The sequence below is a fragment of the Vibrio sp. MarTm2 genome, from assembly GCF_027587055.1.
Lineage (GTDB): Bacteria > Pseudomonadota > Gammaproteobacteria > Enterobacterales > Vibrionaceae > Vibrio > Vibrio sinaloensis_D.
On record NZ_JAPPTK010000005.1, the window covers coordinates 118,830 to 143,232 of the forward strand.

24 protein-coding genes are annotated in these 24,403 nt (G+C 46.6%); 14 read left to right on the forward strand and 10 right to left on the reverse strand.

From position 1 onward, the window contains the following. The first annotated feature begins 39 nt into the window (after positions 1-39). The 8 genes from fusA to rplI all read left to right on the forward strand — a co-directional run bounded on the left by fusA (position 40) and on the right by rplI (position 6,157). Entirely contained in the window at positions 40-2,139 is a 2,100-nt protein-coding gene (gene fusA, locus OH458_RS12430) for an elongation factor G (protein ID WP_269978559.1), read from the forward strand. 154 nt (positions 2,140-2,293) lie between these two features. Continuing rightward, positions 2,294-3,478, forward strand: coding sequence for an elongation factor Tu (gene tuf, locus OH458_RS12435; RefSeq protein WP_269978534.1), 1,185 nt, complete (start codon positions 2,294-2,296; stop codon positions 3,476-3,478). 307 nt (positions 3,479-3,785) lie between these two features. Next, entirely contained in the window at positions 3,786-3,974 is a 189-nt protein-coding gene (locus OH458_RS12440) for a (2Fe-2S)-binding protein (protein ID WP_005472761.1), read from the forward strand. An 81-nt stretch (positions 3,975-4,055) separates the two neighbouring features. Continuing rightward, on the forward strand, positions 4,056-4,532 hold the full coding sequence (gene bfr / locus OH458_RS12445; RefSeq protein ID WP_038140490.1) for a bacterioferritin: 477 nt from the start codon (positions 4,056-4,058) through the stop codon (positions 4,530-4,532). 205 nt (positions 4,533-4,737) lie between these two features. Further along, positions 4,738-5,118 carry a 30S ribosomal protein S6 gene (gene rpsF / locus OH458_RS12450; protein ID WP_005472655.1) on the forward strand — a complete coding sequence of 127 codons (381 nt, stop codon included), beginning with the start codon at positions 4,738-4,740 and terminating at the stop codon, positions 5,116-5,118. Between the two features lie 8 nt (positions 5,119-5,126). Next, positions 5,127-5,429 carry a primosomal replication protein N gene (priB, locus tag OH458_RS12455; RefSeq protein WP_008073614.1) on the forward strand — a complete coding sequence of 101 codons (303 nt, stop codon included), beginning with the start codon at positions 5,127-5,129 and terminating at the stop codon, positions 5,427-5,429. Between the two features lie 16 nt (positions 5,430-5,445). Beyond that, positions 5,446-5,673: a 30S ribosomal protein S18 gene (gene rpsR, locus OH458_RS12460; protein ID WP_000090472.1), complete on the forward strand. Its 228-nt coding sequence runs from the start codon at positions 5,446-5,448 to the stop codon at positions 5,671-5,673. Positions 5,674-5,704: 31 nt separating this feature from the next. Continuing rightward, entirely contained in the window at positions 5,705-6,157 is a 453-nt protein-coding gene (gene rplI / locus OH458_RS12465; protein ID WP_269978560.1) for a 50S ribosomal protein L9, read from the forward strand. A 69-nt stretch (positions 6,158-6,226) separates the two neighbouring features. Here rplI and OH458_RS12470 read toward each other — a convergent pair whose 3' ends face one another. Then, complete coding sequence (locus tag OH458_RS12470) at positions 6,227-6,994, reverse strand: DUF481 domain-containing protein (RefSeq protein WP_269978561.1); 768 nt, start codon at positions 6,992-6,994, stop codon at positions 6,227-6,229. A gap of 172 nt (positions 6,995-7,166) precedes the next feature. Here OH458_RS12470 and OH458_RS12475 point away from each other — a divergent pair, with 172 nt between their 5' ends. Continuing rightward, entirely contained in the window at positions 7,167-8,579 is a 1,413-nt protein-coding gene (locus OH458_RS12475) for a replicative DNA helicase (RefSeq protein WP_269978562.1), read from the forward strand. Between the two features lie 4 nt (positions 8,580-8,583). After that, complete coding sequence (gene alr, locus OH458_RS12480; protein ID WP_269978563.1) at positions 8,584-9,669, forward strand: alanine racemase; 1,086 nt, start codon at positions 8,584-8,586, stop codon at positions 9,667-9,669. A 52-nt stretch (positions 9,670-9,721) separates the two neighbouring features. Here the strand turns inward: alr and OH458_RS12485 are convergent, their stop codons facing one another. Beyond that, positions 9,722-10,147, reverse strand: a complete 426-nt coding sequence (locus OH458_RS12485; protein WP_269978564.1) for a secondary thiamine-phosphate synthase enzyme YjbQ — start codon at positions 10,145-10,147, stop codon at positions 9,722-9,724. 294 nt (positions 10,148-10,441) lie between these two features. Here OH458_RS12485 and pgi point away from each other — a divergent pair, with 294 nt between their 5' ends. Next, complete coding sequence (pgi, locus tag OH458_RS12490) at positions 10,442-12,094, forward strand: glucose-6-phosphate isomerase (RefSeq protein WP_269978565.1); 1,653 nt, start codon at positions 10,442-10,444, stop codon at positions 12,092-12,094. A gap of 202 nt (positions 12,095-12,296) precedes the next feature. Here pgi and OH458_RS12495 read toward each other — a convergent pair whose 3' ends face one another. The 7 genes from OH458_RS12495 to OH458_RS12525 all read right to left on the reverse strand — a co-directional run bounded on the left by OH458_RS12495 (position 12,297) and on the right by OH458_RS12525 (position 17,752). Continuing rightward, positions 12,297-13,193 (reverse strand): TIGR03899 family protein, encoded by an 897-nt coding sequence (locus tag OH458_RS12495; protein ID WP_269978566.1) that lies wholly within the window; start codon positions 13,191-13,193, stop codon positions 12,297-12,299. Between the two features lie 294 nt (positions 13,194-13,487). Then, complete coding sequence (locus OH458_RS12500; RefSeq protein WP_269978567.1) at positions 13,488-13,982, reverse strand: DUF3299 domain-containing protein; 495 nt, start codon at positions 13,980-13,982, stop codon at positions 13,488-13,490. 4 nt (positions 13,983-13,986) lie between these two features. Beyond that, positions 13,987-15,246: an ABC transporter permease gene (locus tag OH458_RS12505; RefSeq protein ID WP_269978568.1), complete on the reverse strand. Its 1,260-nt coding sequence runs from the start codon at positions 15,244-15,246 to the stop codon at positions 13,987-13,989. Further along, positions 15,243-15,950, reverse strand: a complete 708-nt coding sequence (locus OH458_RS12510) for an ABC transporter ATP-binding protein (protein ID WP_269978569.1) — start codon at positions 15,948-15,950, stop codon at positions 15,243-15,245. The genes OH458_RS12505 and OH458_RS12510 overlap by 4 nt, the downstream gene beginning before the upstream one ends. Before the next feature lie 55 nt (positions 15,951-16,005). After that, on the reverse strand, positions 16,006-16,734 hold the full coding sequence (gene zrgA / locus OH458_RS12515) for a zinc uptake protein ZrgA (protein ID WP_269978570.1): 729 nt from the start codon (positions 16,732-16,734) through the stop codon (positions 16,006-16,008). Positions 16,735-16,831: 97 nt separating this feature from the next. Continuing rightward, on the reverse strand, positions 16,832-17,128 hold the full coding sequence (locus tag OH458_RS12520; protein WP_269978571.1) for a DUF2607 family protein: 297 nt from the start codon (positions 17,126-17,128) through the stop codon (positions 16,832-16,834). 72 nt (positions 17,129-17,200) lie between these two features. Continuing rightward, positions 17,201-17,752 carry a YtfJ family protein gene (locus tag OH458_RS12525; RefSeq protein WP_038140472.1) on the reverse strand — a complete coding sequence of 184 codons (552 nt, stop codon included), beginning with the start codon at positions 17,750-17,752 and terminating at the stop codon, positions 17,201-17,203. Between the two features lie 201 nt (positions 17,753-17,953). Between OH458_RS12525 and OH458_RS12530 the strand changes: the two genes are divergently transcribed. Continuing rightward, positions 17,954-18,154, forward strand: coding sequence for a DUF1107 family protein (locus tag OH458_RS12530; protein WP_005472658.1), 201 nt, complete (start codon positions 17,954-17,956; stop codon positions 18,152-18,154). A 37-nt stretch (positions 18,155-18,191) separates the two neighbouring features. Here the strand turns inward: OH458_RS12530 and msrA are convergent, their stop codons facing one another. Beyond that, a complete protein-coding gene (gene msrA / locus OH458_RS12535; RefSeq protein ID WP_269978572.1) occupies positions 18,192-18,821 on the reverse strand; it encodes a peptide-methionine (S)-S-oxide reductase MsrA in 630 nt (209 codons plus the stop codon). Positions 18,822-18,939: 118 nt separating this feature from the next. Here msrA and tamA point away from each other — a divergent pair, with 118 nt between their 5' ends. Together tamA and tamB are read left to right on the forward strand one after the other, a co-directional pair. Then, positions 18,940-20,652, forward strand: a complete 1,713-nt coding sequence (gene tamA, locus OH458_RS12540; RefSeq protein ID WP_269978573.1) for an autotransporter assembly complex protein TamA — start codon at positions 18,940-18,942, stop codon at positions 20,650-20,652. Further along, positions 20,649-24,398, forward strand: a complete 3,750-nt coding sequence (tamB, locus tag OH458_RS12545; protein WP_269978574.1) for an autotransporter assembly complex protein TamB — start codon at positions 20,649-20,651, stop codon at positions 24,396-24,398. The genes tamA and tamB overlap by 4 nt, the downstream gene beginning before the upstream one ends. Positions 24,399-24,403 lie beyond the last annotated feature (5 nt).

A 24,403-nucleotide genomic window follows, 5' to 3' on the forward strand; every position in this document is an offset into this window, starting at 1 on the left:
TAGCAATAGCAATAGTCCCTAATTCAAGAGGATTCAATCGTGGCTCGTAAAACACCTATTGAGCGCTACCGCAATATTGGTATCGTCGCTCACGTAGACGCAGGTAAGACAACCACAAGTGAACGTATTCTGTTCTACACTGGTCTTTCTCATAAAATCGGTGAAGTTCACGATGGCGCTGCTACCATGGACTGGATGGAGCAGGAGCAAGAGCGTGGTATCACAATCACCTCAGCTGCAACTACAACTTTCTGGCGTGGTATGGAAGCGCAATTCCAAGACCACCGCATCAACATCATCGACACCCCTGGACACGTAGATTTCACTATTGAAGTAGAGCGCTCACTGCGCGTACTTGATGGTGCGGTTGTTGTGTTCTGTGGTTCATCGGGTGTTGAACCTCAATCTGAAACTGTATGGCGTCAAGCTGACAAATATCATGTTCCACGTATGGTATTCGTCAACAAGATGGACCGTGCAGGTGCGGACTTCCTACGTGTTGTTGATCAAATCAAAAACCGTCTTGGTGCGAACCCTGTTCCTATTCAACTTAACGTTGGTGCGGAAGAGGACTTCAAGGGCGTTATCGACCTGATCAAGATGAAGATGATCAACTGGAACGAAGCAGACCAAGGTACAACCTTCGCTTACGAAGATATCCCAGCAGACATGCTAGAAATCGCAGAAGAGTGGCGCAACAACCTAGTTGAGTCAGCGGCAGAAGCGACTGAAGAGCTGATGGATAAGTACCTTGAAGAAGGCGAATTGACTGAAGCAGAGATTAAACAAGCTCTACGTACTCGTACACTAAACAACGAAATCGTACTAGCCACTTGTGGTAGTGCGTTCAAAAACAAAGGTGTTCAAGCGGTACTAGATGCAGTTGTTGAATACTTGCCTTCACCAGTAGATGTTCCAGCGATCAAAGGTGTTGACGACAACGACAACGAAGTTGAGCGTCACGCAGACGATAACGAACCGTTTGCAGCGCTGGCATTTAAGATCGCAACTGACCCATTCGTGGGCACGCTAACCTTTATGCGTGTTTACTCGGGTGTGGTTAACTCTGGCGATGCAGTTTACAACTCTGTTAAGCAGAAAAAAGAGCGTTTTGGTCGTATCGTACAGATGCACTCGAACAAGCGTGATGAAATTAAGGAAGTTCGCGCGGGCGATATTGCCGCAGCAATAGGCCTTAAAGATGTAACAACAGGTGATACGCTTTGTGATGCTAACCACAAGGTTATTCTAGAGCGCATGGAATTCCCTGATCCGGTTATTCAGATCGCGGTAGAGCCTCGCTCTGTTGCCGATCAAGAAAAGATGGGTATTGCGCTAGGTAAACTAGCTGCAGAAGATCCATCTTTCCGTGTCGAAACGGACGACGAAACGGGTCAGACTCTGATCTCTGGTATGGGTGAGCTTCACCTAGATATCATTGTTGACCGTATGAAACGCGAATTCAGCGTCGACTGTAATGTTGGTAAGCCTCAGGTTGCGTACCGTGAAACGATCCGTGGCAGCGCGGAAGTGGAAGGTAAATTTGTACGTCAATCTGGTGGTCGTGGTCAGTACGGTCACGTATGGATCAAACTGGAGCCATCTGAACCTGGCGAGGGTTTTGTCTTTGTTGACGAAATTGTGGGTGGTGTGGTTCCTAAGGAATACATCAGCTCGGTATCAAAAGGTATCGAAGAGCAAATGAACAGTGGTGTAGTCGCGGGTTACCCAGTACTAGACATAAAAGCAACGCTGTTTGATGGTTCTTACCACGATGTTGACTCTAATGAGATGGCGTTTAAGATCGCCGGCTCGATGGCATTCAAGAAAGGTTCGCTTGAAGCGCAACCAGTACTTCTTGAGCCTATGATGAATGTTGAAGTAACGACTCCTGAAGATTGGATGGGTGATGTTGTCGGTGACCTTAACCGTCGCCGCGGCATGATCGAAGGTATGGATGACGGTGTGGCGGGTATTAAGATCGTCCGCGCTCAAGTACCTCTATCTGAGATGTTTGGTTACGCAACTGACCTACGTTCTGCAACTCAAGGCCGTGCGTCTTACTCTATGGAGTTTAACGAGTACGCTGAAGTACCGAAAAACTTTGCAGATAAAATCATTGCAGCGCGTGGTTACTAATGAAATGTCTTGATCGAGAAAAAAGTCGAGCTTTTTTTAAAGATCAATACGTCCAAATATTGCGCTGACCGACGTTGGCGCATAAAATAGCAAATTCTGGCGCGTCGTGATCAATAACGTTCGCGGCGAATCATAACTAGGAAGGAACACGATCGTGTCTAAAGAAAAATTTGAACGTACTAAACCGCACGTAAACGTTGGTACTATCGGCCACGTTGACCACGGTAAAACAACTCTAACTGCAGCTATCTGTACTACTCTTGCTAAAGTTTACGGCGGTGTAGCTAAAGACTTCGCATCTATCGATAACGCTCCAGAAGAGCGTGAGCGCGGTATCACAATCGCTACTTCTCACGTAGAGTACGACACTCCATCACGTCACTACGCACACGTAGACTGTCCAGGACACGCGGATTATGTTAAGAACATGATCACAGGTGCTGCACAGATGGACGGTGGTATCCTAGTTGTTGCTGCGACAGATGGCCCAATGCCACAAACTCGTGAGCACATCCTACTAGGCCGTCAGGTTGGTATCCCATACATCATCGTATTCATGAACAAATGTGACATGGTTGATGATGAAGAGCTTCTAGAGCTAGTAGAAATGGAAGTTCGTGAACTTCTATCTGAGTACGACTTCCCAGGTGATGACCTACCAGTTATCCAAGGTTCTGCACTAGGCGCACTAAACGGCGAAGAGCAGTGGGAAGCTAAGATTGTTGAGCTTGCAGAAGCACTAGACTCTTACATTCCAGAGCCAGAGCGTGCAGTAGATCAGCCATTCCTAATGCCAATCGAAGACGTATTCTCAATCCAAGGTCGTGGTACAGTAGTAACTGGCCGTATCGAGCGTGGTATCCTAACTGTAGGTGACGAAGTAGAAATCGTAGGTATTAAAGAAACTACAACAACTACTTGTACTGGTGTTGAGATGTTCCGTAAGCTTCTAGACGAAGGTCGTGCGGGTGAGAACGTTGGTGCACTTCTACGTGGTACTAAGCGTGACGAAGTAGAGCGTGGTCAAGTACTAGCGGCTCCTAAGTCAATCAACCCACACACTAAATTTGAGTCTGAAGTATACGTACTGTCTAAAGATGAAGGCGGCCGTCACACTCCATTCTTCAAAGGTTACCGTCCACAGTTCTACTTCCGTACAACTGACGTAACAGGCGACATCACTCTACCAGAAGGTGTAGAAATGGTAATGCCAGGTGACAACGTACAAATGACTGTTGAGCTAATCGCACCAATCGCAATGGACGAAGGTCTACGTTTCGCGATCCGTGAAGGTGGCCGTACAGTAGGTGCTGGTGTTGTTGCTAAGATCTTCGACTAATTATTAGTTGAGTCTTGCAGCCTTCTTCTTTAGAAGAAAGCGCATCTGAAAAGGGAAGCTTAGGCTTCCCTTTTTGCATTTTGGTTATAAGGAATTTTCGTTTATCTGTAACTGCTCGGTACTGTTTTAACTAAAAAATACAGGGAGTTGAATTTACTGTCTGCCATCCATCTCTTTTAACTAGAAGTGTTCACTCGATCTCGCTAAAACCGCTATAACTAATCGTTCTAGAAAGAAAATAAATACCACTGGTAATAATAATGATTCTTTTTTATATTTCTGCTGTAGGTTTTATATAGGGTCCAGTATGTACGTTTGTTTGTGTCACGGTGTCTCGGACAAAAAAATTCGTAAGTTAGTGTCAGAGCAGGGAGTGACGGATATTAAGGGGATCAAAAAATGCACGGCATTGGGAACTCAGTGTGGCAAGTGCATTCGAATGGCGAAAGATATCATCAATGAATCAGCCGTTGTGCTGTATAAGCAGGCAAGCTAACCTGCGCAAAAAATAAGCTTTCTTTTTGACAGCTTCTCATTTGGAACTAGAGTTATAGGAGCCAAAGAGGAGGGCTTTGTCATGAAAGGCGATCCAATAATAATCCAACATCTCAATAAAGTGCTCGGTAACGAGCTCGTCGCAATAAATCAGTATTTTCTTCACGCCCGGATGTATAAAGATTGGGGCTTAAAACATCTTGCCGATAAAGAGTATCATGAGTCCATTGATGAGATGAAACACGCTGACCACTTGATTGAGCGCATCCTATTTTTGGAAGGTCTACCAAATCTACAAGATCTCGGTAAGTTGAGTATCGGAGAAGACACCAAAGAAATGCTCGAGTGTGATTTAAAACTTGAGATGGCGGCGATCCCTGATCTAAAAGATGCCATCGCGTATGCGGAAGACACTCGTGATTATGTCTCTCGAGACTTGTTCCAAGAGATATTAGAAGATGAGGAAGAGCATGTAGATTGGCTTGAGACTCAGTTAGGGTTGATTGAGATGTCTGGTATTGAAAACTACCTACAAGCTCAATATGTCGATGAAGATTAAGCTCTGTCACTCTCAAAATTGAATTCTATAGGCAGCTACTTTACCAAAGTAGCTGTTTTTGTATCTCTTCACATTTTCCTTGCTTCAACTGCTTTCTTTCTGTACTATTCGCTCTCCTTAAACTCGGTCAATTATCTTTAGTTCCTTGCTTCCTCTGGATGACCGGGCCATTTGTGGAAGCTGAATAATCCGTAAGGAGCAACCAATGCGTCATTACGAAATCGTATTCATGGTGCACCCAGATCAAAGCGAGCAAGTTGCTGGCATGATCGAGCGTTACACTGGTTCAATCACTGAAGCTGGCGGTACTATCCACCGTCTAGAAGACTGGGGCCGTCGTCAACTGGCTTACCCAATCAACAAGCTTCACAAAGCTCACTACGTTCTAATGAACGTTGAAGCTGACCAAGCTGTAATCGATGAGCTAGAAACTGCTTTCCGTTTCAACGATGCAGTTCTACGTAACATGATCATGCGTACTAAAACAGCGATCACTGAGCAATCTATCATGCTTAAGCAGAAAGAAGAGCGTGCTCCTCGTCGCGAAGAGCGTGCTGAAGCTAAGCCAGAAGCAGCTGCTGAGTAATTTCTCTTATGACCAATCGAATGGAGCTGAGCGGCACCATTGCCAAACCGCCCATTCGAAGTAAAAGCCCTAGTGGTATTGAACACTGTCGATTTTGGTTAGAGCACCGCTCTACGGTTATCGAAGCTGATTTACCGAGACAAGTTTATTGTCGAATGCCGGTAGTTGTCAGCGGGCAAAGGTCACAAGCATTAACTCAGAATTTAGTACAAGGCAGTAGCATTAAGGTAGGGGGCTTTGTCGCTTACCAAACCGGCCGAAATGGTGTGGGAAAATTAGTGCTTCATGCCGACAACATTACTCAAATTTAAGATCAGGAGATAGCCCATGGCTCGTTTCTTCCGTCGTCGTAAATTCTGCCGTTTCACTGCAGAAGGCGTACAAGAGATTGATTACAAAGACGTAGCAACTCTTAAAAACTACATCACTGAAGCTGGTAAAATTGTACCTAGCCGTATCACTGGTACAAGCGCTAAGTACCAACGTCAACTAGCTCGCGCGATCAAGCGTTCTCGCTACCTAGCTCTACTACCGTACACTGACAAGCATCAGTAATCGGTTCGTTTTTAAAAAGAGGAATTAAACAATGCAAGTTATTCTACTTGATAAAATCGGCAAACTAGGTGCTCTAGGCGAAACTGTAAACGTTAAGTCTGGTTACGCTCGTAACTTCCTTATCCCTCAAGGTAAAGCAGTTATGGCTACTAAAGCTAACGTTGAAATGTTCGAAGCTCGTCGTGCTGAACTAGAAGCAAAAGCTGCTGAGCAAGTTGCTTCTGCAGAAGCTCGTGCTGAGAAGATCGGTGCTCTAGAAGCAGTTGTTCTAGCATCTAAAGCTGGTGACGAAGGTAAACTATTCGGTTCTATCGGTACTCGCGACATCGCTGATGCAATCACTGCAGCTGGCGTTGAAGTTGTTAAGAGCGAAGTTCGTCTTCCTGAAGGCGCACTACGTAACACTGGTGAGTTCGAGATCAGCGTTCAACTTCACTCTGAAGTTTTCGCAACTGTTACTCTTCAAGTTGTTGCTGCTGAATAATTCAGTATCAAGACGTATGTTAAAAGCACCTTTCGAGGTGCTTTTTTTATACCTGAAGAAAGGTAAGTGTTAAAAAACAAATAATAGATTAACCGAGAAGATGCTGTCGGCTTTTTCTAGGCCATCAGGTACCTTGTCATGGAACTGTCGCGAGTGTGACAGTTTAAGAGCGATATCTTCGGTTATGTTGTTGGTGACACTGATGTCACTGTCTGTACGGGTATTGCTTTTACCTGAGACTAGGGTCATTGATGCGTCAATACTCAAGTTGTCGAGTGCTTGCCAGCGTGTTGTTACTTTGCCTCGGAAGATTGCCTCTTCGACAATTTCTGGGAGTATGATGTCATCGTCATCAATTTCATCGAGATTGGGCTCTTGATATCGAAAACCTGGACCGAGCTCCATTTCGAGCACCCACTGTTCGGTATTGGAAAACTGGTAACCTAAACCGCCTGATAATGTATAGTCGCGAAAATAGGCACTATACAGGGAGTCTACACCCTTAAAGCTGCCGTAAAGGTAAGTTTTTGCTCCGAGCTTATAGTCACTTTGCACTGTGTAGGTAGATTGGCGCTTGTCCTCTTCGCCATCTTTGTAGAGCAAATAGTATTTCCATTCACCACTGCTGCGATGTCGACCTGATATATAGTCCGCACCAAGGCGTGCATTCATCGAACGAGAATCTGAGTTCCCCGTATGCGATTGGTAGCCAAACTCTACTTCCGTATTCCATGGTGAAGGTACATCAATATCTGTGCTTCCCTGATCCTTTTCTGCTGCTGCATAGCAGTGCGTCGCACTTAATAAGCCGACGGCAAGTAACCAATGCTTAGACACTAATGACCTCTATATTGATGAACTGAATAACGGATAGTAAAGGGAATTTAGCATGTATCCGTCAATGCTCGGTTAATTATCGATGAGAAGCCGATAAACTCTCTCTTGGCTACAGACAATAATTTCGATCTGGTTATAATGAGCGATCTAGAGAAAGTTGTAGAGCAATATCATGGCTGACCCAAGAACAGATAATCGAAATAAAAAATTCAGTGATGCACAGGTTGATGCTATCAAAGTACCACCACATTCATTGGAAGCAGAGCAGTCCGTTATTGGTGGTTTGTTATTGGACAATGAGCGTTGGGACACGGTTGCCGAGCGCGTGGTAGCCAAAGATTTTTACAGCCGACCTCATCGACTGATTTTCGAGGCGGTAAAGTCCATTCTCGAAGAGAGCAAGCCTCTCGACTTGATTACCTTGTCAGAATTTTTAGAGCTTCGAGAGCAGCTGGATGATGTGGGTGGTTTTGCTTACCTTGCTGATCTGGTGAAAAACACGCCAAGTGCGGCGAATATTAATGCCTATGCCGACATTGTTGCTGAGCGTGCCTTGGTACGTGATTTGATTGGTGTGGCAAATGACATCGCAGACGCAGGTTATGACCCTCAGGGCCGCTCTTCAGAAGACTTACTTGATCTTGCTGAAAGCAAAGTATTCGCCATCGCAGAGTCGCGAACCAATGAAAACGAAGGTCCGCAAAACGTTGACAATATTCTAGAGAAGACACTTGAGCGTATCGAACTGCTGTACAAAACGCCGCAAGATGGTGTGACAGGTGTCGATACGGGCTTTACCGACCTGAACAAGAAAACCGCGGGTTTACAAGGTTCTGATCTGGTGATCGTCGCGGCGCGTCCATCGATGGGTAAAACGACCTTTGCGATGAACTTGTGTGAAAATGCGGCAATGTCACAAGATAAACCTGTGCTGATTTTCTCGCTAGAGATGCCATCTGAACAGATCATGATGCGTATGTTGGCGTCTCTCTCTCGTGTCGATCAAACCAAAATTCGAACTGGTCAGCTTGATGATGAAGATTGGGCTCGTATTTCTTCGACCATGGGGATTCTCATGCAGAAGAAGAACATGTATATCGATGATAGCTCGGGTCTGACGCCTACTGAAGTACGCTCTCGTGCTCGTCGTATAGCCAGAGAGCATGGCGGCCTATCTATGATCATGGTCGACTACCTTCAGCTCATGCGTGTACCTGCACTTTCTGACAACCGTACCCTTGAGATTGCGGAGATTTCGCGCTCTCTAAAAGCACTGGCCAAAGAGTTGAATGTGCCAGTGGTTGCGCTATCTCAGCTTAACCGTTCCCTAGAGCAACGTGCCGATAAGCGTCCAGTGAACTCAGACTTACGTGAATCGGGCTCTATTGAGCAGGATGCCGACTTGATTATGTTCATCTACCGCGATGAAGTGTACAACCCAGACAGCTCAATGAAAGGTACGGCGGAAATCATTCTTGGTAAACAGCGTAACGGTCCTATCGGCTCTGTACGTTTGACCTTCCAAGGCCAATGGTCTCGTTTTGACAACTACGCAGGCCCTGCGTTTGACATGGATGATGAATAACAGCATGAGTTACATGAAAGCGGCGACGGCTTACATTGACCTAAGCGCCCTACAACACAATGTCGAGCAGATTAAACAGCAGGCGCCAAACAGCAAGGTGATGGCGGTGGTTAAAGCCAACAGCTATGGTCATGGATTACGTCACATTGCAAAAAATGCCACCGGTGCAGATGCCTTTGGTGTTGCGCGTATCGAAGAGGCGTTGCAACTGCGAGCGTGTGGCGTGGTTAAGCCGATTCTACTGCTCGAGGGTTTTTACTCTCCGGGTGACTTGCCTGTGTTAGTGACCAACAACATTCAAACGGTGGTTCACTGTGAGGAGCAGTTGGTTGCTTTAGAGCAAGCAGAGCTAGAAACGCCAGTGGTAGTATGGTTGAAGATTGACAGTGGGATGCATCGTTTAGGGGTGCGTCCAGAGCAGTATGATGACTTTGTATCGCGACTCAAGACTTGCAGTAATGTGGCTAAACCGCTGCGTTATATGAGTCATTTTGGCTGTGCCGATGAACTGGACAAAGACACGACTAACAAACAAACCGAGCTGTTTCTCAAGTTGACGCAAGGGTGTGAAGGTGAGCGCTCATTAGCTGCCTCAGCGGGGTTGCTAGCTTGGCCGGAGAGTCAGCTTGAATGGGTTAGACCCGGCATAATTATGTACGGTGTGTCCCCGTTTAATGATAAACATGCCCAGCAGTTGGGCTATCAACCTGTGATGACGCTTAAATCGCACCTGATTGCAGTACGTGATGTGAAAGCCGGTGAGAGTGTCGGTTATGGTGGCAAGTGGACCAGTGAGCGCGACACTAAGGTTGGTGTTATTGCCATTGGCTACGGTGACGGCTATCCACGCACCGCGCCGAATGGGACTCCGGTTCGAGTCAATGGCCGAGAGGTGCCGATAGCAGGGCGCGTCTCGATGGATATGTTGACCGTCGACCTTGGCCCAGAAGCGACAGATAACGTGGGTGATGAGGCAATCTTATGGGGGAAAGATCTCCCTGTAGAGCAAGTTGCAGCGCACATCGGGACCATCGCGTATGAACTGGTGACGAAACTGACATCTCGTGTAGAGATGGAATACTCTCGCTAGTTGGAACTCGAGCCTTTACCCCTTATCTAAACGGAGCCTTGTGGCTCCGTTTCTATTTTAACTCGCCTTGTAATGTGGCGATCACGTTGCGGTTGCCACCGTAGTCTCGATGCTCACCTAAGTAGATTCCTTGCCAAGTGCCTAGAGCGAGTCGACCGTTGTTGATAGGAATCGTCACACTACAACCAATCGTCGAGGCTTTGATGTGCGCGGGCATGTCGTCATCCCCTTCATAGGTGTGCTGATAATAAGGCGCACGCTCTGGGACAAACTTATTAAAGTGTTTTTCCATGTCGTGTCTTACCGTTGGGTCTGCATTTTCATTGATGGTCAGACTGGCAGACGTATGTTGGATAAAGAGCTGTAATAATCCGACAGAATAGTCAGCAAGTTGAGGTAATTGTTGTTCAATTTCATCGGTAATGAGATGAAAGCCTCGTGAACGAGCGCGGAGACGTAAGACATTTTGCTGCCACATAACAGAGCCTGTAATCGATATTTCGTTAACCAGACGTTAAGCTTAACCTAGCTTGATGGTAATATCCTAAAGCGGGTAACAGATTTGTTTAAATTTGACTCAGGGAACGTGACCTAACTCAATGTGAGTGAGAGTCGGCTGGGTCATAATGCTGGCCTGAAAAAAAATTACAAAGTCTTGTTTTGTGGCAATTTGCCCTAACATACCTAATATTATTATTTTGCTTAATCGGGGATTCCTCAGTTTTCGCTAGACTGTATGGAATAGAACCTACTGAACATCGGGATCGTAACCATGTTGAAAAATATCAACCCAACGCAAACACAAGCTTGGACAGCGCTAACCGCGCATTTTGAATCTGCACAAGATATGGATCTGAAAGCACTTTTCGCACAAGATTCAGCTCGTTTTGACAAATTCTCTGCTCGTTTTGGCAGTGATATTCTCGTTGATTACTCTAAGAACCTAATCAATGAAGAAACCATGCAGCATCTTTTCGCTTTAGCTAACGAGACTGAGCTAAAGTCAGCTATTGAAGCGATGTTCAGTGGTGAGGCGATCAACAAGACAGAAGATCGCGCCGTACTTCACACTGCACTTCGCAACCGCAGCAACAAGCCTGTAATGGTTGATGGCGAAGACGTAATGCCAGCGGTGAATGCTGTGCTAGAGAAAATGAAATCGTTCACTGAGCGCGTAATTGGCGGCGAGTGGAAAGGTTACACTGGCAAAGCAATCACTGACATCGTCAACATCGGTATCGGTGGTTCTGACCTTGGTCCTTACATGGTCACTGAAGCGCTAGCACCATACAAAAACCACCTAAACCTGCACTTCGTGTCTAACGTTGATGGCACGCACATCGTTGAAACGCTAAAGAAAGTAAACCCTGAAACAACGCTATTCCTTGTTGCATCTAAGACGTTTACCACACAAGAAACCATGACTAACGCCCACAGTGCCCGTGATTGGTTCCTAGCGTCAGCTGGCGATGAAGCGCACGTTGCTAAGCACTTCGCTGCACTTTCTACTAATGCTCCTGCAGTATCAGAGTTTGGTATCGATACAGACAACATGTTTGAGTTCTGGGATTGGGTTGGCGGTCGTTACTCTCTATGGTCAGCAATCGGTCTTTCAATCGCGCTTTCTGTAGGCTACGACAACTTCATCGAACTACTAGACGGTGCACACGAAATGGACAACCACTTCGCGTCTACTGAGCTAGAAAGCAACATCCCAGTAATCCTTGCGCTTGTTGGCCTATGGTACAACAACTTTCATGGCGCTGAATCTGAAGCAATTCTTCCTTACGATCAGTACATGCACCGTTTTGCTGCTTACTTCCAGCAAGGTAACATGGAATCAAACGGTAAGTACGTTGACCGTGACGGCAACGCTGTGACTTACCAAACTGGGCCAATCATTTGGGGTGAGCCGGGCACAAATGGCCAGCACGCGTTCTACCAGCTGATTCACCAAGGTACCAAGCTGATCCCATGTGACTTTATTGCGCCAGCAGTAAGCCACAACCCAGCAGGCGATCATCATCAGAAGCTGATGTCTAACTTCTTTGCTCAAACAGAAGCATTGGCATTCGGTAAAGATGAAGCGACAGTGAAAGCGGAATTTGCTAAAGCAGGCAAGAGTGAAGAAGAAGCGGCGACACTTGCACCATTCAAAGTCTTTGAAGGTAACCGCCCGACTAACTCAATCCTAGTTAAGCAAATTACGCCACGTACATTGGGTAACCTAATCGCAATGTACGAGCACAAGATCTTCGTTCAAGGTGTGATTTGGAATATCTTCAGCTTTGACCAATGGGGTGTTGAGCTAGGCAAACAGCTAGCTAACCAAATCCTACCTGAGCTTGCGGATGAGTCTGAAATCAGCTCACACGACAGTTCTACGAATGGTTTGATTAACGCATTTAAAGCGTTCAAAGCTTAAATTTCTCGGTGAGATGAAACGGTAACTCGTATAAATCCATGGTATATCAGCGGCTTGATTCACAGATAGCCGCTGTATTCACAAGGCAGGATTTGTTAGTCGCTTTGCTTCAGTAATTCTCACTTAGAAAATAGATCGACAAGCGCCAACCGAAGGGTTGGCGCTTTTTTTTTGGGAAATGGATTTAACGCAGCGATTGTTGTTACACAGTGGTATCGACGCTAGGCTGTGCATCGGTGCTGGCGGTAAATTTCTGTCCTAACAGGGCGACCATTTGATCGTAGTACTGCATATTGGGTTTGTTGCCTAACAGCTTGCAGAGTTCATTGCCCGTTGGGCTAAAACGGTAGTAAAGCAATCTTACGCCTTTACTGTGCGCTTGGAGTGAGAGTTGTTTCCCTTGGTAGAGCAAAGGTAGAGGAGAATCCAATTCGATTTCGCCTGATTCCAGTTCGGTGCCATGCATCAGCCCCAATTCAAATAACACCAGCAGACTTGAATACGGCAACTGGTAGTTTCCAACGTTAATGTTGTTGGTGGTATTGCGTTTACCAAAGCTAAAAATCCCACCTTGAGCGCGATAGCCAACCAGAAGTTTGCGGCTATTATCCCCGCCAAAACTGCAGGCCAGTGATGCTGCGCGCTGTAGGATTTGCGCTTCTTTTGGCGTCATATCTTGTAGGACTTTTAACGCCTTCATCGAGGTAGAACCAGGATTCGTTACCTCTCGCTTGAGCACCTGAGCCCATAAACGTTGCATGGCACTGTTATGAACTTCTTGCGCCATATCGAAGAAACGATACAGCCAATCCTGATCAGGGGCTCCTGCGGTTTCGTCTTTGCAAGAGACATGGGCGAGCTTAAGGATTTGTTCGAGGTTTTTTTGGCGCAGCTCTTTGCGTTTGCGTTCTCGGATGAGCGCACGCTCTAAGGTGTTTTTTTCGGGTGTTTCTGGCTGAAGGAGAGCGTCTAAACCGTAAGTCTCGGCGATGTTAAAGATACGACTCGCACTGTCTTTGATGTAGTTAGACTTTTTTTCTTGTCGATTGGATTGAGCGGGCTCGTGATCTATAACGACCGGTTGATTGCTCTCTGACATGGGATTTCCTTAGCCATCATAATGTTATCTATAAATGTACCTCGGATAATCATGAGCTGCCACAGAAAGTGTGTGAGACGGGTGTCAAAAATAGTGCTACCACATATGCTAACAAATTGTTAAAATCTGGTTGGTAATTATTGAGAGGGTTTATGAAGTATTTCAATGAGAATAAACTGAAAAAACACCTGTCAATCGCACTATTATTATTGGTTTACCTAGCGGTGCTAGGTTATCTTTCTCAATACCTTTCTTAATATAGGCGATTAACAGGTTGCGCACTTGTTAATTAGCTTAGTAGTCGTCGTACTCTTCGATGGCTATTCCTTCAATCACATAGCCTGTTTCTGCGAGTTCATGGCTGACGGTTTCCGTTTTTAAGGTTCCGACTAAATAAATCACATCCCAAAGTTGCTGGATTGGTGCTCCTTTTGGGAATTTGACGTAGATGATTTGGTTTGGTGGCGGTGGTGGTACGTGAATACACGCCCCAAAGTAAGGAACCAATAAGAACTCTGTCACCATATTGGCGTCCCCTTCCAATGGAATCACAAAGCCTGGTATTTTGACTTTGCTTCCGTTGAGCTCTTGTCTGACCGAGCCCACTTTTGATTGCTCCATTGCGCCACCTGAGTGGTCGGCGACGGGCATTCCATAGCTGTCAAATTGATTGCGTTCATTCTGAGGAATGAGATCAATCCAATCCAGTGTCAAGATGTCTTCTTGGTTGGCGAAACTTGGTAAGCTGAAGCTCAGCATTGCCAATGCCATTAATATTACTTTCTTCATTTCTCTATACTCGTATTGTCATACCGTCGCTCAGAGACTGTCGGTAAGCTCTTAACGCAGGGATAAAACCGATGACTGTGCCAGCACATTGAACCATGGCAAGTAGTACTAACTCATAGTGTGATAAGGTCATCAATGAAAGGGTGATACCGTACGTTTGTTGAATGATTGGCGCTGCAATCGCTAACAAGGCGTAAAGACCAAGCGTGCCGATAATTATCCCGATAAAGGTGAGTGCGCTTGCTTCTAAGATAAGCAGGGCAAACACATGCCTTGGTCTTGCACCCATTGCGCGCAAGATTGCCATTTCGCGGCGTCGTTCTTGTAGGCTAGTCAGCAAGCTCGAGAGCATCCCAAGTAAACCTGCAAAAACGACAAACACTGAGACCGCCATCAGCGCTTGTTCAGCCACCGACATCATGCCCCATAGCTCATGAAGCGCGACCCCTGGCAAGATGGCACTGAGAGGTTCTTTGTTGTAGGTGTTGATTTGACGCTGGAGAGCGAAGGTTTGAATCTTTGACTTGAGACCAAGCAGCATGGCGGTAATCTGCTTAGGTTTAAAGTCCATCGCTGCCAGTTGCTCTGCTGTCGGGTTATTGCCAAGGTTTGCGCCAGACTCCCAGCCGACATGAATTGCTTCAATTGCTTCCAAAGAGACGTGAACGGTTTTATCGACGGGGGTTCCTGTTGGCGCGAGAATGCCAACCACTTTAAAAGGCAAGTTGTCGTGGCGACTAAAGCCAACATCGCTTATGCCATGCGCAATGATGATCTCTGTACCAATGGTGTAACCCAGCTTTTTGGCCACATCTGCACCAATGACAGCTTCAAATAAGCGATTAAACTCGCTTCCTTCTTTGAACGCTAAATGTTGCTTCTGACCATAGCGATAGTGTTCAAAATAACTGTGGTTGGTGCCCATTACGCGGAAGCCTTTATGAGAGTCACCAAGTGAGATAGGAATTGCCCAATCGACCGCTTTGTGTCGGCTAAATTCTTGATAGCTTTTCCAGTCAATATTATTGGTTGCATTACCAATTCGAAATACCGAGTAAAGCAACAGGTTCACTTGTCCTGAACGCCCGCCTACGATCAAATCGGTTCCCGAGATGGTATTGGCGAAGCTGCTTTTTGCTTCTGTGCGAATACGCTCGACCCCAAGTAGCAGGATCACAGAAATCGCGACGGTTAAAATGGTTAGGATTGCCGTTACCTTGCGGTTGCGAGCACTTTTCCAAGCGAGGGACAGCGTAGGGCTCATACGTGGCCTCCTATTTGATTCAACTCGCGGAGATCGAGACTGCGGTCAAACAATGGTTCCAATGTCGGGTCGTGGCTGACAAACAGTAAGGTTGAGTTCGCTTGGTTCACTTGATCAAGCAGCAGCTCGATGAAGGCAGTTCGATTATCGTAGTCAAGAGAGGAGGTTGGTTCATCGGCGATGATAATTTCAGGGTTGCCGATTAAGGCGCGCGCGGCCGCGACACGTTGCTGTTGACCAATACTCAATTCGACGACGGATTTATTACGCAGCGATTGGTCGAGGTGCAGTTTATCGAGGAGTTGCTCAGCACTGCGTTGCAAATCACCGAATACTTGCCCTTTCCGCTGCTTTGAAAATTGGCAAGGGAGGATGACGTTTTCGATGACACTTAAATAAGGAAGTAGGTTAAATTGCTGAAAAATATAACCAATATGGTCAGCTCTAAATTTATCTCTCATGCTGCCTGACAGTTGCCTAAGGTCGTTATCAAGCACTTTTACACTGCCTTCAGGTGTCGTGTTGATGCCAGTAAGTAGGCTGAGTAAGGTTGATTTGCCACATCCGCTTGGGCCTTTGATAAACAGATGTTCGCCCTGATTTATCGTTAAGCGGGGAATATCTAGAGTTGGAGAGTCATTTCCAGGCCAGGTGTAGCGCACATGTTCCAGCTTTATGATGGCTGGATCTTTTATTGTATCCATCATGCTTTCCAAGTATGGCGTCAGTGGCTTGACCGATGCCAAGCCACTGTAAACCTTATAGAGAGATCTCTGTACGTTTAGGTTGTAGGCGAAGCGCTTCTTGCTTGGTGTCAGTCAATACGTTGACTTTCAACGCTTCTGTTGCTGGGAATTGTTTAAACCAAGCCGTGTCTATGGTTTCAAGCTTGGCGATATTGTCGCAGTGGTAGTGGTATTCCACTGTGAATTCACCATGTCCCGAATGCTCATGATCATGATGATCATCGTGCTTGTGCTCGTCGTGGTCATGATCGTGATGGTCGTCGTGCTTGTGTTCATCGTGGTCATGATCGTGATGGTCGTCGTGCTTGTGTTCATCGTGGTCATGATCGTGATGGTCATCGTGCTTGTGCTCTTCGTGGTCATGATCATGATGGTCATCATGTTTGTGTTCATCATGGTCGTGATGATCACTCTCTTTACCCAATGTATGAGTCACGGCAACATGTTCAACGTGACAGCCAGCCGCTGAGCTTAATGTAAATACGGAGTCTGCTTGATTAAGTGTTGCTACAGCATCGGCTAGGATTTTCTTCTGCTCGTCATTTTTTGGAGCATGCTCAAAACCAACTACGTCGGCACCGGGAGCAGTGATTTCCATCAGTAGCTCTTTCCCGTCTTGGGCAATGTTTAGCTCTACTTCGCCATGAACATGCGCTTCATGTTGACGAAATCCTTCTTCAGCGATCGCAACGTGGCTAACAGTAACAGCGATGAGCGCGGCAATTGGTGATAATTTGTACATTTTCAATCCTAAGTGTCGTTGCGCCTATTCCAGCATTATTATGGCTCTGGATATTGGCATAGTAATAAAGATTGCTCCCTATCTGAGAGCTGAGTAACTAAACGAGGGATTGAGTAGGTGGTGAACGCGCTCGATAGACGACAATCGAAGGCGCTTGATATTGATAACTTGGCTGTCGTTCAAAGCGATCGGGAAGTGATACGTTTTCTGTTTTTAGAACCGCACTGCTTATCGCGTGATGAACGGATGAAAACAGCTCACAATGATGCTCTTGATGATGGGAAGGGGCTAGATCGTATTGGTGCTGAATAAACGCAAAGTTCATCCACAGCAGCATGACGCCAAGGAGCGCGACAGCAGGAGAGGGTAGTGAAATCTTGCGAGATGTAAGCACAACAACAGACCGAGAAAAAAGGAACTGTTATACTATAACAATTCCTTATATAACGCTAAATCCAATTTGTGATTAGATGTTATCTTTGATGAGTCCAAGTACTTGTTGGATATCGGAATCACTTAAAGCGCCTTCTTTTACAAACAGCACTTTTCCTTGCTTGTCTTGAACGATGATCGCCGAGGACTCTTCCGCCAATTGCCATGCCTTGGCTACGTTACCTTCCTCATCTAATACCATAGACGACCATGGAAATTCTTTCTTGCTGTCTTCTGCCGATGATTTAACGAAAGAGCCGGTGCCCCAGATGGCATCATCTTGGTTAATGATGGACGTAGTTTGGTAGCTCTCAGAGGGGAACTTTGCGGCGGTAATTGCCGCCATAAGTGGGGCATTCATTTCTTTTGCGCTGCTGCGTCCTGCAATGGCTTGAATGACACGGACTTTGCCGACCAGATCTTGGCTTGTCCATGTTTGGTAGCTTGCGTCATCACCTTGAATGATAATTTCACCATGGCTATCTACATTGACTGCCGGAACGGTTTGGCCAAGTGTGATGTTGTGTGCCATCGCCAGCATTGGAGAGCATGCGATCGCGAGAGCGAGTAGAGTTTTGTTTTTCATTGTTATCTTCCTTTTGGTAAGCGCAAAAAGTATATACCGAAATTTGAAAAAGTGTTGTTCTCGGCGTTGATGGAGTGAAATGGTCCAAACTTTTGTAAAAACCGTATTAATTCACCGAAAGTGCTTTATAATGCGCCAGAGCTCTAAGGATAAGAGCTTAACTGCATAAAAGCAGTATCACGAAGGAATATTGGAGTGGTTATGCTACGTGAATTTACCCGTTATCGCCCGCATCAGGTGGCGCGATTCGTTAAGACACTGTTTAAAGGAAAGTTTGTTATCGCTGGTATTGGGGAGTTTTCGTTTGATAACGGCAAAGTGCTTCTGCCAGATGTGAATAACCCAGTCAAACTGGAAGCCTACAAACAGATCAACCAAGCCATTTTAGCGCTACCTGCCTAAAAACCGCCCATTTCGATAGGCGGTTGTGTGGAGGCCTTTACTTTTCTGGTGGGAAGCAGACTCCTGTTCCCCCAAGCCCACAATAGCCGTTCGGATTTTTAGCCAGATATTGCTGGTGGTAGTTTTCTGCGTAGTAATAAGGACCTGCTGGTAGAATTTCAGTAGTTATTTGCGAATGCTGATTACCCAGTAACTCTTGGTATCGTTGTTTTGACTGCATGGCGGTTTGATATTGCTCGTCGCTGTAAACGTAAATAGCCGAGCGGTATTGTGTGCCACGATCATTGCCTTGGCGCATACCTTGAGTTGGGTCATGACGTTCCCAAAATGTCTCGAGTAACGCGGTGAGCGAGATCATTTTGGGATCAAACACAACACGTACCACCTCGGTGTGACCGGTTTGACCGCTACACACTTCTTCGTAAGTTGGATTCTTTGTGAAGCCACCAGCATAGCCAACCGAAGTATTGACCACGCCATCAAGTTGCCAAAACAAACGTTCAGCGCCCCAGAAACAGCCCATACCGAGAACAATTTTTTCGCAACCTTGCTCTGGCTCTGATGTCATACTGCTTTGATTGACGAAGTGAATATCGTCAAGTGGCAGTGGCGTTTCGCGGCCAGGCAGTGCGTCTTGCGCGGAAATCATAGTTTGTTTGTCGAGCATCGTTATTTCCTTGTCGATTAAATTTATTAAACAGACCGACCAATTGACTGTTTTCATACAGACTTATCCATTTTCAGGCGGTATGATTCCCTAACCTGATATAGAAAGATAATTAAGCATGTTACGTAAACCTTTACCAGTTTTGATTGCGCTTCTTCTCTCTCCTACCGCATTGGCAAATGATGTGGATCTTACGATTGAGGGGTTGAAGGGATCGGTGAAAGACAATGTAGATGCTTACTTATCTTCGATCCCTGAAAAAGATTACGACACAAGTTTGCGCTTCCAAGCACGAGTAAAGCGAAACATTATCGAAGCTCTCAGTGCCGTTGGTTATTACCATCCTACCTTTACTTTTGAAGTCTCTCCTGAGGGCGATGAGCTGATCGTTATTGTCGATCGTGGACATTCGATACGTTTGACGGAAGTCGATATCCAAATCACTGGCGAAGCAAAAGATGATCCCGACTTCATTGCGCTGATCAAAAACAGCGGTCTGAAAAAAGGGGAGCGACTAAACCACAGTTTGTATGATGGGTTGAAGTCTAAAATCCGCAATTTGGCGTTGCAGAAAGGCTATTTTGAAGGGGACTACACCTTAAGTCGCCTTGAGGTTGCTCCCGGAGTGCGTAAGGCGTTTGTGCGTCTTCATTTTGATAGCGGGATTCGTTACTACTTCGGAGCGAGTACGATTACCGGCAGTCAAATTGAGCTCGAGCGTGTGCAATCCCTTTCACCCTATGAAGAGGGGGATGAATACTTGGTGTCGCAAGTCGGAGAATATAACCAGAACCTGTCTAACACCGACTGGTTTTCGTCAGTGTTCGTTGAGCCTGATCTGTCTAAGCTCGGTGAAGGAAGAGAGCTGCCAATGAAGGTTTCTCTCGCGCCGCAAGCACGCAACAAACTCGAGACGGGTTTGGGGTACTCCACCGATGTGGGCGTGCGAGGATCGCTAAAGTGGAAAAAACCTTGGGTGAACGATCGTGGCCACAGCTTCGACAGCAGTATCTCTCTTTCTAAGCCAGAGCAAACCATTACCGCAGGCTATCGCATTCCGCTAGATGACGTCTTGAAAGACTACTACCGCATTCAATATGGAATGAAGAACCTCGATAATCGAGACACAAAAAGTCTGGAATCCAACTTGGCGGTGGAGCGCCACTGGATTCTTGATAATGGCTGGCATAGAACAGTATTTGTTCGCTACTTGATCGAAAACTACGAGCAAGGTTTGCAAGATGATACCGCTCAATTTGTGTTGCCTGGTATTTCCTTCTCACGTAGCCGAATTCGAGGTGGGTCGATGCCGATGTGGGGAGACAGACAAAGTTTTACTCTTGAATATGGCGATCCAAGTGTCTTTTCTGAAACCAGAGTGGCACGTTTTCAAGGTGGCATGACATGGATACGCAGCGCCGGAAATAACCATCGTGGCTTGTTCAGAATTGATGGCGGGGCAAACGTGGCGGAAGAGTTCGAGAAACTGTCACCGTCACTTCGCTTTTTCGCGGGTGGTGACAACAACTTGCGTGGCTACGGCTTTGAATCTATCTCTCCCCGAGATGAAAGTAATGCTCTGACCGGTGCGAAATACATGGTCACCACGTCATTAGAGTATCAATATCGTGTCTATGGCGACTGGTGGGGCGCTCTATTTTATGACTACGGTGACGCGTTCAATGAGTCACCTGAATTTAAACGAGGAACAGGTTTTGGCGTTCGTTGGGCATCACCAGTGGGACCGATTCGATTAGATTTTGCTTGGGGTCTTGATGAAGATCCAGATAAACGATTCAAAGTGCACTTTACCTTGGGGCCTGAACTATGACCAAAGTCGTATTAAAGTGGTCGAAATGGCTATCGTTTTCTCTGCTAGGATTTGTATTGACGCTAATCTTAGCCGTGAGTTTTTTGCTCTTTACGCAACCCGGTTTAGGTGCGGCGCTATGGGCGGCAGAGAAATTTGTTCCTCAGCTTAAAGTCGCCTCTTATCAGGGAGCACTTTTCCCATATTTTACGTTGAAGCAAGTTGCATTCAATGATCCCGATTTGGGTGTGGACACCCAGATACGTTCGCTTACACTGGCGATTAACCCGACCTGTTTTACAGAGCCGAGCGTCTGCGTTGATGAGATTGCCATTGATGGCTTGACCTTTTCCATGCCTGACAGTGCGCCATCAACCGAACCAGAGCCGCAATCGAACGCAACTGGGAATATCTCAACCCCGGTGCCGATTCGTATTTCTCGAATTGCATTGAATGATATAACGCTCGATGTCCTTGGTAACAAAATTGACTGGCAACGTTTCTCGACTGGCCTGTTTTTTCAAGGCAATAAGCTACGTTTAAACAAAACCCTATTAAGTGGCATTAATATAGAACTGGTCGAGTCAGAGAATCAGCCAGTCACACCGCCGCCAACGCCTGCAGAGCCCGCAACCATTGAACTGCCTGCGGTCGTTCTGCCATTGCAGATGGATATTGTGCGGATTGATATCCATGACTTTGAACTGAAGCAGGAAACGCCTGTTGTTGTCCATCATTTAGGGTTGGAGGCTAAGGCATCGGCATCTCAAGTGACGATATCAACGCTAGAGCTCGACATGCCTGAAGTCGAGGTTACCCTCGACAGTAAAATTACGTTGAATCAGGGATATCCGCTGAACTTGAATTTGCAAGCGACGGTGAAAGAAGAGACGGCAAAAGGTCAACACTTGTCATTGTCTGCAAAGGGAAGTGTCGCTGATCTTAGCTTAGATGCGTCACTGTCTGGTTTGGCGAACGCAGATATTCAAGCCACACTGCAGCCATTGGAGCCGGATCTGCCGTTCGATGTTGCCATCGAGAAAGGTAAGGTGCAGTGGCCATTACATGGACAAGGCGACTACTTTGTCGATCTTAAAACGTTAGAAACTCAAGGCTCATTAAAAGGCTATGATGTTAGGTTGGCGACCGCTATTCAGGGTAAAGATCTACCCGATCTTGATCTAAGCGTTGAAGGCTCCGGTAATTTAGAGCAGATAACCTTGCGTTCCATTCTACTTAAAACGCTTGGGGGTTCTATCTCTGGGGATGTCATGGCCAATTGGCAGCAGCCAATCAATTGGGCGGCAAATCTCTCTCTTACTCATATCCAGCCTGGTTTGCAGTGGCAAGAAGCGGAAGGTGATATTAGCGGTTTAGTGTCAACAACCGGCTCTCTTACCGAAGCGGGTGGTTGGCAAGTGGCAGTGAGCCAGCTAGATGTTGATGGTGTACTGCGTGACTACCCACTGAATATTGAAGGCACATTGAACGCCTCCGATATGAAAGGTAAAGGCGAGTTTAATATCGATACGCCTGGACTCGTGCTCTCTCATGGCCCCAATATTATTCATGCAAAAGGTACGCTCAATGATACTTGGCGCATGGATTTATCACTCGATCTCCCGGAGCTGGCCAAGTCGGTCCCTGACTTAAAGGGCAAAGCGATTGGCGATGTAAGATTGCGCGGACCGCTTAAAGAGCCCGACGTTTCATTGGCGTTAGATATTGATTCCGTCGATTGGCAACAGCAAGCGCAGGTGCAGCACATCACCCTGAAAGGTGAGGTCACACCATTGCCAGCTCCGAGTGGCGATCTGAGTTTAGTTGTCAAGAGTGCCAGTTATCAAGACTATGTGATAGATGATGTTGAGCTGCGTTTTAATGGTACGCAGCAATCTCACCGTTTGACGTTAGACGTCATTTCAAACATCGCGTCGACCAGTCTTGCCCTTGCTGGCACGTTAACGGACAAGTCGGATATCGCGTGGAATGGTGCGCTGGAGCGTATGCAGTTATCTAGCGAGCAAGGTGAATGGGCTTTGGAAAAGTCGACGGAGATAGGCTTTGACATGGCGACTCAACGTGTCGCGGTGGCTGCGCATTGTTGGTTGCAAGCGGATTCATCACTTTGCTTAAACGATAATATTGACGTAGGTAAAGATGGTGAAGCAAGCCTAAGCCTGAAACAGTTTGATTTCACGCAGCTTGAGGGCTTTATCCCAGAGGGGACCTCGTTAGAAGGTCAAGTTAACGCTCAGGTTTGGGCGAAGTGGCGTGAAGGACAATCACCAGAGGTTAACGCGTCGGTCGAGCTTCCTAAGGGGGGCGTAACGCAAGACCTTGAAGTGCCACTGACGATCGGTTGGGAGACAATCAAGCTCAATGCCAAGCTCAAACAAGATCGCTTGCAAGCTGATTGGCTGGTTGATATCACCGACAACGGTGATATTTCTGGCCAAGCGATGATTCCTAATGTAGCTGTGGATGACAAGCAACTCGATGGCAAATTGACTTTAACGACTTTTGACTTGGATTTTCTTTCGCCGCTGCTCGGTCAATACAGCCAGTTGAAATCGAGCATCAGTACCGATCTCGCATTCTCTGGGCCGCTATTGCAACCCAAGGTCGAAGGGCAATTCCTCGTTGACGATATTCTCCTCCAAGGCGAAATCTCTCCAGTTCAGATTGATTCGGGAGAGTTGAAAGTCAACTTTAACGGATATCAAGCGACTTTAACGTCGGCGCTGAATACGCCAGATGGCACATTGCAACTAACGGGTGATGCTGATTGGCTCGATCTGCAAGACTGGCGCAGTCATTTACGTGTTTTTGCGACCGAATTGAAAGTTGATGTACCGCCTATGGTCGCGATCAAGGTGGTGCCAGATATGACGATTTCTGCCTCTCCTAAACATGCCAAGATTGAAGGTGACATTGCTCTGCCTTGGGGTCGTATCGTCGTTGAAGAACTGCCACCAAGTGCGATAGGTGTGTCTAAGGATCAAGTTATTCTTAACAATGACTTGCAACCGGAAGATATCAACTCGAGTATTCCGTTTGCGGTGGAAACGGACATCAACATATCTATTGGCGATGACTTTAAGTTATCGGCGTTTGGCCTTGAGGGCGGCTTGATAGGCAAGCTCAATGTCGCGCAGCGAGATAAGGGGCCGTTTATCACCGGCGAAGTCAACATCGTTGAGGGTTCGTACCGTTCGTTTGGTCAAGACTTGATAATAGAGCAAGGTAAGATCTTGATGAATGGACCCGTCGATCAACCTTATGTTCAAATCAAAGCGATTCGCAATCCGGACAATACGCGAGATGATGTTACCGCAGGCGTAAAAGTGACGGGCCCTGCGACTGAACCGGTCGTGACGATATTCTCTGATCCCGCGATGCCACAAGCTAACGCGCTGTCCTATTTGCTGCGAGGGCAAGACATCGACGGCGAATCGGGTGGCAACGCCATGACAACCACGTTAATTGGTTTGAGTCTTGCACAGAGTGGTCGTGTCGTTGGTGAGATTGGTGAAGCGTTTGGTGTGCAGGACCTTCAACTTGATACGGCAGGCTCGGGTGAGGACTCGCAGGTGACGGTCAGTGGGTATGTATTACCTGGGTTACAGGTCAAATATGGCGTTGGCATCTTTGATTCTGTTGGCGAATTTACGGTACGTTATCGACTGATGAAAGATCTCTATGTCGAGGCTGTAACAGGGGTCAGTAGCGCGGTCGACTTGCTTTATCAGTTTGAGTTCGACTAGATTTG

Excerpts from the sequence above, each read along its gene's own strand:
- OH458_RS12500 (WP_269978567.1), bottom strand. The coding sequence starts at position 13,982 with ATGAAGAAAGTAATATTAATGGCATTGGCAATGCTGAGCTTCAGCTTA.
- OH458_RS12485 (WP_269978564.1), bottom strand. The coding sequence starts at position 10,147 with ATGTGGCAGCAAAATGTCTTACGTCTCCGCGCTCGTTCACGAGGCTTT.
- tamA (WP_269978573.1), top strand. The coding sequence starts at position 18,940 with ATGTTACGTAAACCTTTACCAGTTTTGATTGCGCTTCTTCTCTCTCCT.
- OH458_RS12525 (WP_038140472.1), bottom strand. The coding sequence starts at position 17,752 with ATGAAAAACAAAACTCTACTCGCTCTCGCGATCGCATGCTCTCCAATG.
- alr (WP_269978563.1), top strand. The coding sequence starts at position 8,584 with ATGAGTTACATGAAAGCGGCGACGGCTTACATTGACCTAAGCGCCCTA.
- OH458_RS12495 (WP_269978566.1), bottom strand. The coding sequence starts at position 13,193 with ATGTCAGAGAGCAATCAACCGGTCGTTATAGATCACGAGCCCGCTCAA.
- rpsR (WP_000090472.1), top strand. The coding sequence starts at position 5,446 with ATGGCTCGTTTCTTCCGTCGTCGTAAATTCTGCCGTTTCACTGCAGAA.
- OH458_RS12510 (WP_269978569.1), bottom strand. The coding sequence starts at position 15,950 with ATGGATACAATAAAAGATCCAGCCATCATAAAGCTGGAACATGTGCGC.
- zrgA (WP_269978570.1), bottom strand. The coding sequence starts at position 16,734 with ATGTACAAATTATCACCAATTGCCGCGCTCATCGCTGTTACTGTTAGC.
- priB (WP_008073614.1), top strand. The coding sequence starts at position 5,127 with ATGACCAATCGAATGGAGCTGAGCGGCACCATTGCCAAACCGCCCATT.
- rpsF (WP_005472655.1), top strand. The coding sequence starts at position 4,738 with ATGCGTCATTACGAAATCGTATTCATGGTGCACCCAGATCAAAGCGAG.
- OH458_RS12505 (WP_269978568.1), bottom strand. The coding sequence starts at position 15,246 with ATGAGCCCTACGCTGTCCCTCGCTTGGAAAAGTGCTCGCAACCGCAAG.
- OH458_RS12530 (WP_005472658.1), top strand. The coding sequence starts at position 17,954 with ATGCTACGTGAATTTACCCGTTATCGCCCGCATCAGGTGGCGCGATTC.
- OH458_RS12440 (WP_005472761.1), top strand. The coding sequence starts at position 3,786 with ATGTACGTTTGTTTGTGTCACGGTGTCTCGGACAAAAAAATTCGTAAG.
- rplI (WP_269978560.1), top strand. The coding sequence starts at position 5,705 with ATGCAAGTTATTCTACTTGATAAAATCGGCAAACTAGGTGCTCTAGGC.
- msrA (WP_269978572.1), bottom strand. The coding sequence starts at position 18,821 with ATGCTCGACAAACAAACTATGATTTCCGCGCAAGACGCACTGCCTGGC.
- OH458_RS12475 (WP_269978562.1), top strand. The coding sequence starts at position 7,167 with ATGGCTGACCCAAGAACAGATAATCGAAATAAAAAATTCAGTGATGCA.
- bfr (WP_038140490.1), top strand. The coding sequence starts at position 4,056 with ATGAAAGGCGATCCAATAATAATCCAACATCTCAATAAAGTGCTCGGT.
- pgi (WP_269978565.1), top strand. The coding sequence starts at position 10,442 with ATGTTGAAAAATATCAACCCAACGCAAACACAAGCTTGGACAGCGCTA.
- tamB (WP_269978574.1), top strand. The coding sequence starts at position 20,649 with ATGACCAAAGTCGTATTAAAGTGGTCGAAATGGCTATCGTTTTCTCTG.